The organism is Escherichia sp. WS547 (genome assembly GCF_046486065.1).
Lineage (GTDB): Bacteria > Pseudomonadota > Gammaproteobacteria > Enterobacterales > Enterobacteriaceae > Escherichia > Escherichia coli.
This window is the reverse complement of the sequence record NZ_JBJQMA010000001.1, coordinates 185,003-200,654: the sequence shown is the minus strand read 5'-3', so window position 1 is coordinate 200,654 and position 15,652 is coordinate 185,003. Positions and strand designations below refer to the sequence as shown.

The 15,652-nt window shown below is 54.0% G+C and carries 13 protein-coding genes; all 13 read left to right on the top strand.

Annotated features, from left to right (window positions below):
- Positions 1 to 452 precede the first annotated feature (452 nt).
- Entirely contained in the window at positions 453 to 1,391 is a 939-nt protein-coding gene (gene lrhA, locus ACJHWK_RS00860) for a transcriptional regulator LrhA (RefSeq protein WP_000622290.1), read from the top strand.
- A gap of 630 nt (positions 1,392 to 2,021) precedes the next feature.
- Positions 2,022 to 2,465 carry an NADH-quinone oxidoreductase subunit NuoA gene (nuoA, locus tag ACJHWK_RS00855; protein WP_000062997.1) on the top strand — a complete coding sequence of 148 codons (444 nt, stop codon included), beginning with the start codon at positions 2,022 to 2,024 and terminating at the stop codon, positions 2,463 to 2,465.
- Between the two features lie 15 nt (positions 2,466 to 2,480).
- Positions 2,481 to 3,143: an NADH-quinone oxidoreductase subunit NuoB gene (gene nuoB, locus ACJHWK_RS00850; RefSeq protein ID WP_000386733.1), complete on the top strand. Its 663-nt coding sequence runs from the start codon at positions 2,481 to 2,483 to the stop codon at positions 3,141 to 3,143.
- A gap of 93 nt (positions 3,144 to 3,236) precedes the next feature.
- On the top strand, positions 3,237 to 5,039 hold the full coding sequence (nuoC, locus tag ACJHWK_RS00845; RefSeq protein ID WP_000247878.1) for an NADH-quinone oxidoreductase subunit C/D: 1,803 nt from the start codon (positions 3,237 to 3,239) through the stop codon (positions 5,037 to 5,039).
- Between the two features lie 2 nt (positions 5,040 to 5,041).
- Positions 5,042 to 5,542, top strand: coding sequence for an NADH-quinone oxidoreductase subunit NuoE (gene nuoE, locus ACJHWK_RS00840; RefSeq protein WP_000545042.1), 501 nt, complete (start codon positions 5,042 to 5,044; stop codon positions 5,540 to 5,542).
- The gene (nuoF, locus tag ACJHWK_RS00835) at positions 5,539 to 6,876 is read left to right on the top strand and encodes an NADH-quinone oxidoreductase subunit NuoF (RefSeq protein ID WP_000789502.1); all 1,338 of its coding nucleotides are present in this window, start codon (positions 5,539 to 5,541) and stop codon (positions 6,874 to 6,876) included. Before nuoE ends, nuoF begins: the two co-directional genes overlap by 4 nt.
- Positions 6,877 to 6,928: 52 nt before the next feature.
- Positions 6,929 to 9,655 carry an NADH-quinone oxidoreductase subunit NuoG gene (gene nuoG / locus ACJHWK_RS00830; RefSeq protein ID WP_001296257.1) on the top strand — a complete coding sequence of 909 codons (2,727 nt, stop codon included), beginning with the start codon at positions 6,929 to 6,931 and terminating at the stop codon, positions 9,653 to 9,655.
- A complete protein-coding gene (gene nuoH / locus ACJHWK_RS00825; protein WP_000118507.1) occupies positions 9,652 to 10,629 on the top strand; it encodes an NADH-quinone oxidoreductase subunit NuoH in 978 nt (325 codons plus the stop codon). Before nuoG ends, nuoH begins: the two co-directional genes overlap by 4 nt.
- A gap of 14 nt (positions 10,630 to 10,643) precedes the next feature.
- The gene (gene nuoI, locus ACJHWK_RS00820; RefSeq protein ID WP_000172749.1) at positions 10,644 to 11,186 is read left to right on the top strand and encodes an NADH-quinone oxidoreductase subunit NuoI; all 543 of its coding nucleotides are present in this window, start codon (positions 10,644 to 10,646) and stop codon (positions 11,184 to 11,186) included.
- Between the two features lie 11 nt (positions 11,187 to 11,197).
- Positions 11,198 to 11,752, top strand: coding sequence for an NADH-quinone oxidoreductase subunit J (gene nuoJ / locus ACJHWK_RS00815; RefSeq protein WP_000393511.1), 555 nt, complete (start codon positions 11,198 to 11,200; stop codon positions 11,750 to 11,752).
- Positions 11,749 to 12,051, top strand: coding sequence for an NADH-quinone oxidoreductase subunit NuoK (gene nuoK, locus ACJHWK_RS00810; RefSeq protein WP_000612644.1), 303 nt, complete (start codon positions 11,749 to 11,751; stop codon positions 12,049 to 12,051). The genes nuoJ and nuoK overlap by 4 nt, the downstream gene beginning before the upstream one ends.
- Positions 12,048 to 13,889: an NADH-quinone oxidoreductase subunit L gene (gene nuoL / locus ACJHWK_RS00805; RefSeq protein WP_001056618.1), complete on the top strand. Its 1,842-nt coding sequence runs from the start codon at positions 12,048 to 12,050 to the stop codon at positions 13,887 to 13,889. Before nuoK ends, nuoL begins: the two co-directional genes overlap by 4 nt.
- A 230-nt stretch (positions 13,890 to 14,119) precedes the next feature.
- Complete coding sequence (nuoM, locus tag ACJHWK_RS00800; protein WP_000926437.1) at positions 14,120 to 15,649, top strand: NADH-quinone oxidoreductase subunit M; 1,530 nt, start codon at positions 14,120 to 14,122, stop codon at positions 15,647 to 15,649.
- Positions 15,650 to 15,652 lie beyond the last annotated feature (3 nt).

Genomic DNA, 15,652 nt, shown 5'->3' with positions numbered 1-15,652 from the left:
TTGCCTAACATAACATAACTTTGCATCAGATAATTCGCAATGACCCTTATAAATAAAAGGTTTTTGGGGTAAAATGCTCGCATAAATGACGGATCCCTGCTCTTGATGCCGCCTCACCATTGCTGTTTGTACGTGTTCGCGTATGACCAGCGATGCTGCACGAGAGTGGAACAAGGACTCACATTTACATTTATACAAACACGCGCATGTCATAAATACAAAAGAGTGAGTAACTTAATAGATATGCGATTCCTGAAGATATATTCTGTGATCTACTTCAGGCATTATAACGGAACAATGTGAGTCGCTTTTTTAGTGCAACTCATATGCATTTTTACTTTCGTCCGGGTTCCGGATGAAACTGCCAGGGAGGCACATTACAAATGGAATTGCTTGTTTGTGTGTGCACAGCATTAACCAGCTCAGTATGAGCCGCCAGTAAGTGATAATATATGATAAGTGCAAATCGTCCGATAATTAACCTCGACCTCGATCTGCTGAGAACATTTGTTGCTGTTGCCGATCTGAACACTTTTGCTGCCGCAGCTGCCGCTGTGTGTCGTACTCAGTCCGCCGTAAGTCAGCAAATGCAGCGTCTGGAACAACTTGTTGGGAAAGAACTGTTCGCTCGTCACGGTCGCAACAAACTGTTAACTGAACATGGCATTCAACTTCTTGGTTACGCCAGAAAAATTCTGCGTTTTAATGATGAGGCCTGCTCATCATTAATGTTCAGTAATCTTCAGGGCGTGTTAACTATCGGTGCTTCAGATGAATCTGCCGATACGATCTTACCTTTCCTGTTAAATCGCGTGAGTTCGGTTTATCCGAAACTAGCGCTGGATGTCCGCGTTAAACGTAATGCCTATATGGCAGAAATGCTGGAATCCCAGGAAGTGGATTTGATGGTAACCACCCATCGTCCTTCAACGTTTAAGGCATTGAACCTGCGTACCTCGCCAACACACTGGTACTGCGCAGCGGAATACGTATTGCAAAAAGGCGAGCCGATCCCTCTTGTACTGCTGGATGATCCTAGCCCGTTTCGCGATATGGTGCTGGCGACGCTTAATAAAGCAGATATTCCATGGCGACTGGCTTATGTCGCCTCGACGCTTCCGGCAGTTCGTGCGGCAGTAAAAGCCGGTCTTGGCGTGACGGCAAGGCCGGTCGAGATGATGAGTCCAGACCTGCGTGTGCTGAGTGGAGTAGATGGCTTACCGCCGCTACCCGATACCGAATATTTGCTGTGCTATGACCCGTCCAGTAATAATGAGCTGGCTCAGGTGATCTATCAGGCGATGGAGAGCTACCATAATCCGTGGCAATACAGCCCAATGTCTGCTCCGGAAGGCGATGACTCATTGTTGATTGAAAGGGATATCGAGTAATCGACGGACCATAGATAATTTCTGAGACAATAGTGTAAAAACGAGCCGCTGGGGGTGTTTTAAACCCCAGCGGCTTTTTTTTAGTAAAAAGCCTTCCTCGTATCGTGCAGAACGTACAAAACTGTTCATTTTTCAATCACCAGAGATTCAAGTCCCGAACGCACAAATAATCGCCTGAAAAAAATCACCTGCTACAATGATGTTAAAAAATACGTAAATTTGTTGCTGCGTTTTTGTTATGGAATGACAAAAGCGTGTCACAGATCAAGAAAATACTCTCTTTTGGGGGGAGGAATCGACACAAATTCCTGTCAAAATAGGCCCGTATTTTTTCCATTGCTTCACAACGGACACGATTCAACAACATCTAATTATCCTGGAGTCGTCAAGGATCTGGGGTGAAAGGGCATTAAATGCTAATGGTGTTGATATTATGTAAACTAATGTGAAGAAACTTTTGTTAAAGTTGACAAAAGGTTATAGAAAGGAGTAAAAGACCACATCAATTAGCTGTATAAAAGAATTTCTACAGTGATTGTAAGGTTTTTTTTTATTCCTCCCCATGAATCGATGTGGCGTCCATCTGCCGTGAAGAGCAGTGAATCTGGCGCTACTTTTGATGAGTAAGCAATGAGTATGTCAACATCCACTGAAGTCATCGCTCATCACTGGGCATTCGCTATCTTTCTTATCGTTGCCATTGGCCTGTGTTGCCTGATGCTGGTAGGCGGTTGGTTTTTAGGCGGTCGCGCACGCGCGAGGTCGAAAAACGTGCCGTTTGAATCCGGTATCGACTCGGTCGGCTCCGCCCGCTTACGCCTGTCCGCCAAGTTTTATCTGGTGGCCATGTTCTTCGTTATCTTCGACGTTGAAGCGCTGTATCTGTTCGCATGGTCAACCTCTATCCGCGAAAGCGGCTGGGTAGGCTTTGTGGAAGCTGCAATTTTTATTTTTGTGTTACTGGCAGGTCTGGTTTATCTGGTGCGTATTGGCGCGCTGGACTGGACGCCCGCGCGTTCACGCCGCGAGCGTATGAACCCGGAAACGAACAGTATCGCTAATCGTCAACGCTAACCGCGAGGCATTAAGATGGATTATACGCTCACCCGCATAGATCCCAACGGTGAGAACGACCGTTACCCCCTGCAAAAGCAGGAGATCGTAACCGACCCTCTGGAGCAAGAAGTTAACAAAAACGTGTTTATGGGCAAGCTCAATGACATGGTTAACTGGGGTCGTAAAAACTCAATTTGGCCGTATAACTTCGGTCTTTCCTGCTGTTACGTTGAGATGGTGACTTCGTTTACCGCGGTGCATGACGTGGCGCGTTTTGGCGCAGAAGTATTGCGTGCTTCGCCGCGTCAGGCTGACCTGATGGTGGTGGCAGGAACCTGCTTTACCAAAATGGCACCGGTTATTCAGCGTCTGTATGACCAGATGCTGGAGCCAAAATGGGTTATCTCAATGGGTGCCTGTGCCAACTCTGGCGGTATGTACGATATTTATTCCGTTGTGCAGGGCGTCGATAAATTCATCCCGGTTGATGTGTATATCCCGGGCTGCCCTCCGCGTCCTGAAGCGTACATGCAGGCACTGATGCTGTTGCAGGAATCTATCGGTAAAGAACGTCGTCCGCTCTCCTGGGTGGTTGGCGATCAGGGCGTTTATCGCGCCAATATGCAATCAGAGCGCGAACGCAAGCGCGGTGAACGCATTGCCGTAACCAACCTGCGTACACCTGACGAGATTTAATTTGCGCCTGTCGGCAAAGGAATTTTTCTTCGCTTATTCCTAAATCTATTTCGCGAAGCTTACTGCGCCGACAGTCACCACGGACCATTTGCAATGGTGAACAATATGACCGACTTAACCGCGCAAGAACCCGCCTGGCAGACCCGCGATCATCTTGATGATCCGGTGATTGGCGAACTGCGCAACCGTTTTGGGCCGGATGCCTTTACTGTTCAGGCGACTCGCACCGGGGTTCCCGTTGTGTGGATCAAGCGTGAACAATTACTGGAAGTTGGCGATTTCTTAAAGAAACTGCCGAAACCTTACGTCATGCTGTTTGACTTACACGGCATGGACGAACGTCTGCGCACACACCGCGAAGGGTTACCTGCCGCGGATTTTTCCGTTTTCTACCATCTGATTTCTATCGATCGTAACCGCGACATCATGTTGAAGGTGGCGCTAGCAGAAAACGACCTGCACGTACCGACCTTCACCAAACTGTTCCCGAACGCTAACTGGTATGAGCGTGAGACCTGGGATCTGTTTGGCATTACTTTCGACGGTCACCCGAACCTGCGCCGCATCATGATGCCGCAAACCTGGAAAGGTCACCCGCTGCGTAAAGATTACCCGGCGCGCGCTACCGAATTCTCGCCGTTTGAGCTGACCAAAGCCAAACAGGATCTGGAGATGGAAGCCCTGACCTTCAAACCGGAAGAGTGGGGGATGAAGCGCGGCACCGAAAACGAGGACTTCATGTTCCTCAACCTCGGTCCGAACCACCCGTCGGCGCACGGTGCTTTCCGTATCGTTTTGCAGCTCGATGGCGAAGAGATTGTCGACTGCGTACCAGATATCGGCTACCACCACCGTGGTGCGGAGAAAATGGGCGAGCGCCAGTCCTGGCATAGCTACATTCCGTATACCGACCGTATCGAATACCTCGGTGGCTGCGTTAACGAAATGCCTTACGTGCTGGCGGTAGAGAAACTGGCCGGGATCACCGTGCCGGATCGCGTTAACGTCATTCGCGTAATGCTTTCTGAGCTGTTCCGCATCAACAGCCACCTGCTGTACATCTCGACCTTTATTCAGGACGTCGGCGCAATGACGCCAGTGTTCTTCGCCTTTACCGATCGTCAGAAAATTTACGATCTGGTGGAAGCAATCACTGGTTTCCGTATGCACCCGGCGTGGTTCCGTATTGGCGGCGTAGCGCACGACCTGCCGCGTGGCTGGGATCGCCTGCTGCGTGAGTTCCTCGACTGGATGCCGAAACGTCTGGCGTCTTACGAGAAAGCGGCGCTGCAAAACACTATTCTGAAAGGTCGTTCCCAGGGCGTTGCCGCCTATGGCGCGAAAGAGGCGCTGGAGTGGGGCACCACTGGCGCGGGCCTGCGCGCCACCGGGATCGACTTCGACGTGCGTAAGGCGCGTCCGTATTCTGGCTATGAAAACTTCGACTTTGAAATCCCGGTTGGTGGTGGTGTTTCTGATTGCTACACCCGCGTAATGCTGAAAGTGGAAGAGCTGCGCCAGAGTCTGCGCATTCTTGAGCAGTGCCTCAACAACATGCCGGAAGGCCCGTTCAAAGCGGATCACCCGCTGACCACGCCGCCGCCGAAAGAGCGCACGTTGCAACATATCGAAACCCTGATCACCCACTTCCTGCAAGTGTCGTGGGGTCCGGTGATGCCAGCCAATGAATCTTTCCAGATGATTGAGGCGACCAAGGGGATCAACAGTTACTACCTGACCAGCGACGGTAGCACCATGAGTTATCGCACCCGTATCCGTACGCCGAGTTATGCGCATTTGCAGCAAATTCCGGCGGCGATCCGCGGCAGCCTGGTGTCTGACCTGATTGTTTATCTGGGCAGTATCGATTTTGTTATGTCAGATGTGGACCGCTAATTATGCACGAGAATCAACAACCACAAACTGAGGCTTTTGAGCTGAGTGCGGCAGAGCGTGAAGCGATTGAGCACGAGATGCACCACTACGAAGACCCGCGTGCGGCGTCCATTGAAGCGCTGAAAATCGTTCAGAAGCAGCGTGGCTGGGTGCCGGATGGCGCGATCCACGCGATCGCCGATGTGCTGGGTATTCCGGCGAGCGACGTAGAAGGCGTGGCAACGTTCTACAGCCAGATCTTCCGCCAGCCGGTTGGTCGCCATGTGATCCGTTATTGCGACAGCGTGGTCTGTCATATCAACGGTTATCAGGGTATTCAGGCGGCGCTCGAGAAAAAGCTGAACATCAAACCAGGGCAAACGACATTTGACGGTCGCTTTACGCTGCTGCCAACTTGCTGCCTGGGGAACTGTGATAAAGGGCCAAACATGATGATCGATGAGGACACTCACGCGCATCTGACCCCGGAAGCGATCCCTGAACTGCTGGAGCGGTATAAATGAAAAACATTATCCGTACTCCCGAAACGCATCCGCTGACCTGGCGTCTGCGCGATGACAAACAGCCAGTGTGGCTGGACGAATACCGCAGCAAAAACGGTTACGAAGGGGCGCGTAAGGCGCTGACCGGGCTGTCTCCGGACGAAATCGTTAATCAGGTAAAAGACGCTGGTCTGAAAGGGCGCGGCGGCGCGGGCTTTTCGACTGGCCTGAAGTGGAGCCTGATGCCGAAAGACGAATCCATGAACATCCGTTACCTGCTGTGTAACGCCGATGAAATGGAACCGGGCACCTATAAAGACCGCCTGTTGATGGAGCAACTGCCGCACCTGCTGGTGGAAGGTATGCTTATCTCCGCGTTTGCGCTGAAAGCTTACCGTGGCTACATCTTCCTGCGTGGCGAATATATTGAAGCGGCAGTGAATCTGCGCCGCGCCATTGCCGAAGCGACTGAAGCGGGCTTGCTTGGCAAAAACATTATGGGAACAGGTTTCGACTTCGAACTGTTCGTCCATACCGGTGCAGGGCGCTACATCTGCGGGGAAGAAACAGCGTTAATCAACTCCCTGGAAGGGCGTCGTGCTAACCCACGCTCGAAACCCCCCTTCCCGGCAACCTCCGGCGTATGGGGCAAACCGACCTGTGTCAATAACGTCGAAACCCTGTGTAACGTTCCGGCGATCCTTGCTAACGGCGTGGAGTGGTATCAGAACATCTCGAAAAGTAAAGATGCTGGCACCAAGCTGATGGGCTTCTCCGGTCGGGTGAAAAATCCGGGCCTGTGGGAACTGCCGTTCGGCACCACCGCTCGCGAGATCCTCGAAGATTACGCCGGTGGTATGCGTGACGGTCTGAAATTCAAAGCCTGGCAGCCAGGCGGTGCGGGTACTGACTTCCTGACTGAAGCGCACCTTGACCTGCCGATGGAATTCGAAAGTATCGGTAAAGCGGGAAGCCGTCTGGGTACGGCGCTGGCGATGGCGGTTGACCATGAGATCAACATGGTGTCGCTGGTGCGTAACCTGGAAGAGTTTTTCGCCCGTGAGTCCTGTGGCTGGTGTACGCCGTGCCGCGACGGTCTGCCGTGGAGCGTGAAAATTCTGCGCGCGCTGGAGCGTGGCGAAGGTCAGCCGGGCGATATCGAAACACTTGAGCAACTGTGTCGATTCTTAGGCCCGGGTAAAACTTTCTGTGCCCACGCACCTGGTGCAGTGGAGCCGTTACAGAGCGCCATCAAATATTTCCGCGAAGAATTTGAGGCGGGAATCAAACAGCCGTTCAGCAATACCCATTTGATTAATGGGATTCAGCCGAACCTGCTGAAAGAGCGCTGGTAACCGAATTTCGATTAACGCTCAGTCTCTGACTGAGAAAACTGGAAGCATGCTAATGGCTACAATTCATGTAGACGGCAAAGAATACGAGGTCAACGGAGCGGACAACCTGCTGGAAGCTTGTCTGTCTCTGGGCCTTGATATTCCTTACTTTTGCTGGCATCCGGCGCTGGGAAGCGTCGGTGCTTGCCGCCAGTGTGCGGTGAAGCAATACCAAAACGCGGAAGACACGCGTGGTCGCCTGGTGATGTCCTGTATGACACCGGCTTCCGATGGCACCTTTATTTCCATTGACGATGAAGAAGCGAAACAGTTCCGTGAAAGTGTGGTCGAGTGGTTAATGACCAACCACCCGCACGATTGTCCGGTATGTGAAGAAGGCGGTAACTGCCATCTTCAGGATATGACCGTGATGACCGGACACAGCTTCCGTCGCTACCGTTTCACCAAACGTACCCACCGTAATCAGGATTTGGGGCCATTCATCTCTCACGAAATGAACCGCTGCATCGCCTGCTACCGCTGCGTGCGTTACTACAAAGATTACGCTGACGGCACGGACCTGGGCGTTTACGGTGCACACGACAACGTCTACTTCGGTCGCCCGGAAGACGGCACGCTGGAAAGCGAATTTTCCGGTAACCTGGTCGAAATTTGCCCGACCGGCGTATTTACCGACAAAACGCACTCCGAGCGTTACAACCGTAAATGGGATATGCAGTTTGCGCCGAGCATCTGCCAGCAATGTTCCATCGGCTGTAACATCAGCCCCGGCGAGCGTTATGGCGAACTGCGTCGAATCGAAAACCGTTACAACGGTACAGTAAACCACTACTTCCTCTGCGACCGTGGTCGTTTCGGTTACGGTTACGTCAACCTGAAAGATCGTCCGCGTCAGCCAGTACAGCGTCGTGGCGATGATTTCATTACCCTCAATGCCGAACAGGCAATGCAGGGCGCAGCAGATATTCTGCGTCAGTCGAAGAAAGTGATCGGCATCGGTTCTCCGCGTGCCAGCGTGGAAAGCAACTTTGCGCTGCGTGAGCTGGTGGGCGAAGAAAACTTCTACACCGGTATCGCTCACGGTGAGCAGGAACGTCTGCAACTGGCGCTGAAAGTGCTGCGTGAAGGCGGCATTTATACGCCGGCACTGCGCGAAATCGAATCTTACGATGCGGTACTGGTGCTGGGCGAAGACGTTACCCAGACCGGTGCGCGCGTCGCGCTGGCAGTGCGTCAGGCGGTGAAAGGTAAAGCGCGCGAAATGGCGGCAGCACAGAAAGTGGCTGACTGGCAGATTGCGGCAATCCTCAACATCGGTCAACGTGCGAAGCATCCGCTGTTTGTTACCAACGTTGATGATACCCGTCTGGATGATATCGCGGCGTGGACTTACCGCGCACCGGTTGAAGATCAGGCGCGTTTAGGTTTTGCCATCGCCCATGCGCTGGATAACTCCGCGCCAGCGGTTGACGGAATCGAACCTGAGCTGCAAAGCAAAATCGACGTCATCGTGCAGGCTCTGGCGGGTGCGAAGAAACCGTTGATTATCTCCGGGACGAACGCTGGTAGCGCTGAAGTGATTCAGGCTGCGGCTAACGTGGCGAAAGCCCTGAAAGGTCGCGGCGCTGACGTCGGTATCACCATGATTGCTCGCTCTGTAAACAGTATGGGGCTGGGCATTATGGGCGGTGGATCACTTGAAGAAGCGTTAACCGAACTGGAAACCGGACGCGCCGACGCGGTGGTGGTGCTGGAAAACGATCTGCATCGTCACGCTTCCGCTACCCGCGTGAATGCTGCGCTGGCGAAAGCGCCGCTGGTGATGGTGGTTGACCATCAACGCACGGCGATTATGGAAAACGCCCATCTGGTGCTTTCTGCTGCCAGCTTTGCTGAAAGCGACGGTACGGTGATCAACAACGAAGGCCGCGCCCAACGTTTCTTCCAGGTTTACGATCCGGCCTATTACGACAGCAAAACTGTCATGCTGGAAAGCTGGCGCTGGTTACACTCGCTGCACAGCACCCTGCTGAGCCGTGAAGTGGACTGGACGCAGCTCGACCATGTGATTGACGCTGTTGTGGCGAAAATCCCGGAGCTGGCAGGTATCAAAGATGCTGCGCCGGATGCGACATTCCGTATCCGTGGACAGAAACTGGCCCGTGAACCACACCGTTACAGCGGTCGTACCGCCATGCGCGCCAACATCAGCGTTCATGAGCCGCGTCAGCCGCAGGATATTGACACCATGTTCACCTTCTCGATGGAAGGTAACAACCAGCCGACCGCGCACCGTTCGCAAGTGCCGTTTGCCTGGGCACCGGGCTGGAACTCCCCGCAGGCGTGGAACAAATTCCAGGACGAAGTGGGCGGCAAACTGCGCTTTGGCGATCCGGGCGTGCGTCTGTTTGAAACCAGCGAAAACGGTCTGGATTACTTCACCAGCGTACCGGCACGCTTCCAGCCGCAGGACGGGAAATGGCGTATCGCGCCGTATTACCACCTGTTTGGCAGCGATGAATTGTCACAGCGTGCTCCGGTCTTCCAGAGCCGTATGCCGCAGCCGTACATCAAACTCAACCCAGCGGATGCCGCGAAGTTGGGTGTGAACGCGGGTACACGCGTCTCCTTTAGTTACGATGGCAACACGGTCACGCTGCCGGTTGAAATCGCCGAAGGGCTGACGGCAGGGCAGGTGGGCTTGCCGATGGGTATGTCCGGCATTGCTCCGGTGCTGGCGGGCGCGCATCTTGAGGATCTCAAGGAGGCACAACAATGAGTTGGATATCACCGGAACTGATTGAGATCCTGCTGACCATCCTCAAAGCGGTGGTGATCCTGCTGGTGGTTGTCACCTGTGGGGCATTCATGAGCTTTGGCGAACGTCGCCTGCTGGGTCTGTTCCAGAACCGTTACGGACCTAACCGTGTTGGCTGGGGCGGTTCGCTCCAGCTGGTCGCGGACATGATCAAGATGTTCTTTAAAGAAGACTGGATCCCGAAATTCTCGGATCGCGTCATCTTTACCCTGGCACCGATGATTGCCTTTACCTCGCTGCTGCTGGCCTTTGCGATTGTGCCAGTCAGCCCAGGTTGGGTGGTTGCCGACCTGAACATCGGGATTTTGTTCTTCCTGATGATGGCCGGTCTGGCGGTCTACGCGGTGCTGTTTGCGGGCTGGTCAAGTAACAACAAATACTCGCTGCTGGGTGCGATGCGTGCTTCTGCGCAGACTCTGAGCTACGAAGTGTTCCTCGGGCTTTCCCTGATGGGCGTGGTGGCGCAGGCCGGTTCATTCAACATGACCGACATCGTTAACAGCCAGGCGCATGTGTGGAACGTCATCCCGCAATTCTTTGGTTTTATTACCTTTGCCATCGCGGGCGTGGCGGTGTGTCACCGTCACCCGTTTGACCAGCCGGAAGCCGAGCAGGAACTGGCGGATGGTTACCACATTGAATATTCCGGTATGAAGTTCGGTCTGTTCTTCGTGGGTGAGTACATCGGGATTGTGACCATCTCTGCACTGATGGTGACGCTGTTCTTCGGTGGCTGGCAAGGCCCGTTGTTACCGCCATTCATCTGGTTCGCGCTGAAAACCGCGTTCTTTATGATGATGTTCATTTTGATTCGTGCGTCGTTACCGCGTCCGCGTTATGACCAGGTAATGTCCTTCGGCTGGAAAATCTGCCTGCCGCTGACGCTGATCAACTTGCTGGTAACGGCGGCTGTCATTCTCTGGCAGGCGCAATAAGGGGCAATAAGACCATGACCTTAAAAGAATTGTTAGTAGGTTTCGGCACCCAGGTTCGTAGTATCTGGATGATCGGCCTGCATGCGTTCGCCAAACGCGAAACGCGAATGTACCCGGAAGAGCCGGTCTATCTGCCGCCCCGTTATCGTGGTCGTATCGTTCTGACCCGCGACCCGGACGGCGAAGAGCGTTGCGTAGCCTGTAACCTCTGCGCGGTAGCCTGCCCGGTCGGCTGTATCTCGCTGCAAAAAGCAGAAACCAAAGACGGTCGCTGGTATCCGGAATTTTTCCGCATCAACTTCTCACGCTGCATTTTCTGTGGTCTGTGCGAAGAAGCCTGTCCGACCACGGCGATTCAGTTAACCCCGGATTTCGAAATGGGGGAATACAAGCGCCAGGATCTGGTTTACGAGAAAGAGGATCTGCTGATCTCCGGTCCGGGCAAATACCCGGAATATAACTTCTACCGGATGGCAGGTATGGCAATCGACGGCAAAGATAAGGGCGAAGCAGAGAACGAAGCCAAGCCTATCGACGTCAAGAGCCTGTTACCGTAAGGAGAGGGGCAATGGAGTTCGCTTTTTATATCTGTGGCCTGATAGCCATACTTGCGACCTTGCGAGTGATCACCCATACCAATCCGGTACACGCACTGCTGTACCTGATTATTTCGCTGCTGGCGATTTCCGGGGTGTTCTTCTCGCTAGGCGCTTACTTTGCCGGTGCGCTGGAAATTATTGTCTACGCGGGTGCCATTATGGTGCTGTTCGTGTTCGTGGTGATGATGCTCAACCTGGGCGGTTCAGAAATTGAACAGGAACGCCAGTGGCTGAAACCGCAGGTGTGGATTGGTCCGGCAATTTTGTCGGCCATCATGCTGGTGGTGATTGTTTACGCCATTCTTGGTGTTAACGATCAGGGTATCGACGGTACGCCAATCAGTGCTAAAGCAGTGGGTATTACGCTGTTCGGGCCTTACGTACTGGCGGTGGAACTGGCTTCTATGCTGCTGCTCGCGGGTCTGGTTGTGGCCTTCCACGTTGGTCGTGAAGAGCGAGCGGGTGAAGTGCTGAGCAATCGTAAAGACGACAGCGCGAAAAGAAAAACGGAGGAGCACGCATGATCCCCTTACAACATGGACTGATCCTCGCGGCAATCTTATTCGTTCTTGGCTTAACCGGTCTGGTTATCCGTCGCAATCTGCTGTTTATGCTGATTGGTCTGGAAATCATGATTAACGCCTCTGCGCTGGCCTTTGTGGTCGCCGGAAGCTACTGGGGCCAGACCGACGGTCAGGTGATGTACATTCTCGCCATCAGCCTCGCGGCGGCAGAAGCAAGTATCGGCCTTGCACTGCTGCTGCAACTTCACCGTCGTCGCCAGAACCTGAACATCGATTCAGTAAGTGAGATGCGCGGATGAACATGCTTGCCTTAACCATTATTTTGCCATTGATTGGCTTCGTCCTGCTGGCGTTCTCCCGTGGGCGCTGGTCTGAAAACGTCTCGGCGATCGTGGGCGTTGGCTCTGTGGGCCTGGCGGCGCTGGTAACCGCTTTTATCGGCGTTGACTTCTTCGCTAACGGCGAGCAGGCATATAGCCAGCCGCTGTGGACGTGGATGTCGGTAGGTGACTTTAACATCGGTTTTAACCTGGTGCTGGACGGCCTGTCGCTGACCATGCTCTCGGTGGTCACTGGTGTGGGTTTCCTTATTCACATGTACGCCTCCTGGTATATGCGCGGTGAAGAGGGCTACTCTCGCTTCTTCGCTTACACCAACCTGTTCATCGCCAGCATGGTAGTTCTGGTGCTTGCCGACAACCTGCTGCTGATGTACCTCGGCTGGGAAGGGGTGGGCCTGTGCTCCTATCTGCTGATCGGTTTCTATTACACCGATCCGAAGAATGGCGCAGCGGCAATGAAGGCATTCGTCGTGACCCGTGTGGGTGACGTGTTCCTCGCTTTCGCGCTGTTCATTCTTTACAACGAACTGGGCACCCTGAACTTCCGCGAAATGGTGGAACTGGCACCAGCGCACTTTGCTGACGGCAATAACATGCTGATGTGGGCGACGCTGATGCTGCTGGGCGGTGCGGTCGGTAAATCTGCGCAGTTGCCGTTGCAGACATGGCTTGCCGACGCGATGGCGGGCCCGACGCCTGTCTCCGCGCTGATCCACGCCGCAACCATGGTAACCGCGGGTGTCTACCTGATCGCCCGTACCCACGGCCTGTTCCTGATGACGCCGGAAGTTCTGCATCTGGTGGGCATTGTTGGGGCGGTTACGCTGCTGCTGGCCGGTTTTGCCGCGCTGGTACAGACCGATATCAAACGTGTTCTCGCTTACTCTACCATGAGCCAGATTGGCTACATGTTCCTCGCGCTTGGCGTACAGGCATGGGATGCGGCGATTTTCCACTTGATGACTCACGCGTTCTTTAAAGCGCTGCTGTTCCTGGCATCCGGTTCCGTCATTCTGGCCTGCCATCACGAACAGAACATCTTCAAGATGGGCGGTCTGCGTAAATCTATTCCGCTGGTTTATCTCTGCTTCCTGGTGGGCGGCGCAGCCCTGTCGGCACTGCCGCTGGTCACTGCGGGCTTCTTCAGTAAGGATGAGATCCTCGCGGGTGCGATGGCGAATGGTCATATCAATCTGATGGTGGCAGGTCTGGTCGGTGCGTTTATGACCTCGCTCTACACCTTCCGTATGATTTTCATCGTCTTCCACGGAAAAGAACAAATTCACGCTCACGCCGTGAAAGGGGTAACTCACAGCCTGCCGCTGATTGTGCTGCTGATCCTTTCCACCTTCGTTGGCGCACTGATTGTACCGCCGCTGCAGGGCGTGCTTCCGCAAACGACGGAGCTGGCGCACGGCAGCATGTTGACCCTGGAAATTACCTCTGGCGTGGTCGCGGTGGTCGGCATTCTGCTGGCAGCCTGGCTGTGGCTGGGTAAACGTACTCTGGTGACCTCCATCGCCAACAGTGCGCCGGGCCGTCTGCTGGGCACCTGGTGGTACAACGCCTGGGGATTTGACTGGCTGTATGACAAAGTGTTCGTCAAGCCGTTCCTGGGTATTGCCTGGTTGCTGAAACGCGATCCGCTGAACTCAATGATGAACATCCCGGCTGTCCTTTCCCGCTTTGCAGGTAAAGGTCTGCTGTTAAGCGAGAACGGTTATCTGCGCTGGTATGTGGCATCCATGAGCATCGGTGCGGTCGTGGTGCTGGCACTGTTGATGGTACTGCGTTGAGTTGTTGGCTGAGTGAATATACCCGGCGTTGCGCCGGGTCTGTGAACTAAGAATAAATTTTAGGTAACTGTTCCTGAAGTACAGGCGTCATCGGCGAAGTCAGACCGGATACCGCCAGCGCACAGCAACCGGAGCGTACTTAAGTACGTGAGGATTGCGAGCACTGCCGGGATTCGGGCTGGCGAGTGAGATAGCCTGAGCAGGAGTAAATATAAGGGACATACTTAGCTATGTTATTACCCTGGTTAATACTAATCCCCTTTATCGGCGGCTTCCTGTGCTGGCAGACCGAACGCTTTGGCGTCAAGGTGCCGCGCTGGATCGCGCTGATCACCATGGGATTGACGCTGGCGCTGTCGCTGCAACTGTGGTTGCAGGGCGGTTATTCACTGACGCAATCCGCCGGAATTCCGCAGTGGCAGTCTGAATTCGACATGCCGTGGATCCCGCGTTTTGGTATCTCTATCCATCTCGCCATTGACGGGCTATCGCTGCTGATGGTCGTGCTGACCGGTCTGCTCGGTGTGCTGGCGGTACTCTGTTCGTGGAAAGAGATCGAAAAATACCAGGGCTTCTTCCACCTCAACCTGATGTGGATCCTGGGCGGCGTTATCGGCGTGTTCCTTGCCATCGACATGTTCCTGTTCTTCTTCTTCTGGGAAATGATGCTGGTGCCGATGTACTTCCTGATCGCACTGTGGGGGCATAAAGCCTCTGACGGTAAAACGCGTATCACGGCGGCAACCAAGTTCTTCATTTACACCCAGGCGAGTGGTCTGGTGATGTTGATCGCCATCCTGGCGCTGGTTTTTGTTCACTACAATGCGACCGGCGTCTGGACCTTCAACTATGAAGAGCTGCTGAATACGCCAATGTCTAACGGCGTGGAATATTTGCTGATGCTGGGCTTCTTCATCGCATTTGCGGTGAAAATGCCGGTGGTTCCGCTGCATGGCTGGCTGCCGGATGCGCACTCACAGGCTCCAACCGCCGGTTCCGTTGACCTCGCGGGGATCTTGCTGAAAACCGCCGCTTACGGTCTGCTGCGTTTCTCCCTACCGCTGTTCCCGAACGCGTCGGCAGAGTTCGCGCCAATCGCTATGTGGCTGGGTGTTATCGGCATCTTCTACGGTGCGTGGATGGCCTTCGCCCAGACCGATATCAAACGTCTGATCGCCTACACCTCGGTTTCCCACATGGGCTTCGTGCTGATTGCTATCTATACCGGCAGCCAGTTGGCCTACCAGGGCGCGGTAATCCAGATGATTGCGCACGGCTTGTCGGCGGCGGGTCTGTTTATTCTCTGCGGTCAGCTTTATGAACGTATCCATACCCGCGACATGCGCATGATGGGCGGTCTGTGGAGCAAGATGAAATGGCTGCCAGCACTGTCGCTGTTCTTTGCGGTGGCAACGCTTGGGATGCCTGGCACCGGTAACTTCGTCGGCGAATTTATGATTCTGTTCGGCAGCTTCCAGGTTGTCCCGGTGATTACCGTTATCTCTACCTTTGGGCTGGTCTTTGCATCTGTTTATTCGCTGGCGATGTTGCATCGCGCTTACTTCGGTAAAGCGAAAAGCCAGATTGCCAGCCAGGAACTGCCAGGGATGTCGCTGCGTGAGCTGTTTATGATCCTGTTGCTGGTGGTGCTGCTGGTACTGCTGGGCTTCTATCCGCAGCCGATTCTGGATACCTCGCATTCCGCGATTGGCAATATCCAGCAGTGGTTTGTTAATTCCGTTACTACTACAAGGCCGTAAATC

Bases quoted from the DNA above. Each gene is read 5' to 3' on its own strand.
- nuoI (WP_000172749.1), top strand. From the start codon at position 10,644: ATGACCTTAAAAGAATTGTTAGTAGGTTTCGGCACCCAGGTTCGTAGT.
- nuoG (WP_001296257.1), top strand. From the start codon at position 6,929: ATGGCTACAATTCATGTAGACGGCAAAGAATACGAGGTCAACGGAGCG.
- nuoF (WP_000789502.1), top strand. From the start codon at position 5,539: ATGAAAAACATTATCCGTACTCCCGAAACGCATCCGCTGACCTGGCGT.
- nuoJ (WP_000393511.1), top strand. From the start codon at position 11,198: ATGGAGTTCGCTTTTTATATCTGTGGCCTGATAGCCATACTTGCGACC.
- nuoM (WP_000926437.1), top strand. From the start codon at position 14,120: ATGTTATTACCCTGGTTAATACTAATCCCCTTTATCGGCGGCTTCCTG.
- nuoK (WP_000612644.1), top strand. From the start codon at position 11,749: ATGATCCCCTTACAACATGGACTGATCCTCGCGGCAATCTTATTCGTT.
- nuoL (WP_001056618.1), top strand. From the start codon at position 12,048: ATGAACATGCTTGCCTTAACCATTATTTTGCCATTGATTGGCTTCGTC.
- nuoB (WP_000386733.1), top strand. From the start codon at position 2,481: ATGGATTATACGCTCACCCGCATAGATCCCAACGGTGAGAACGACCGT.
- nuoC (WP_000247878.1), top strand. From the start codon at position 3,237: ATGGTGAACAATATGACCGACTTAACCGCGCAAGAACCCGCCTGGCAG.
- lrhA (WP_000622290.1), top strand. From the start codon at position 453: ATGATAAGTGCAAATCGTCCGATAATTAACCTCGACCTCGATCTGCTG.
- nuoH (WP_000118507.1), top strand. From the start codon at position 9,652: ATGAGTTGGATATCACCGGAACTGATTGAGATCCTGCTGACCATCCTC.
- nuoA (WP_000062997.1), top strand. From the start codon at position 2,022: ATGAGTATGTCAACATCCACTGAAGTCATCGCTCATCACTGGGCATTC.
- nuoE (WP_000545042.1), top strand. From the start codon at position 5,042: ATGCACGAGAATCAACAACCACAAACTGAGGCTTTTGAGCTGAGTGCG.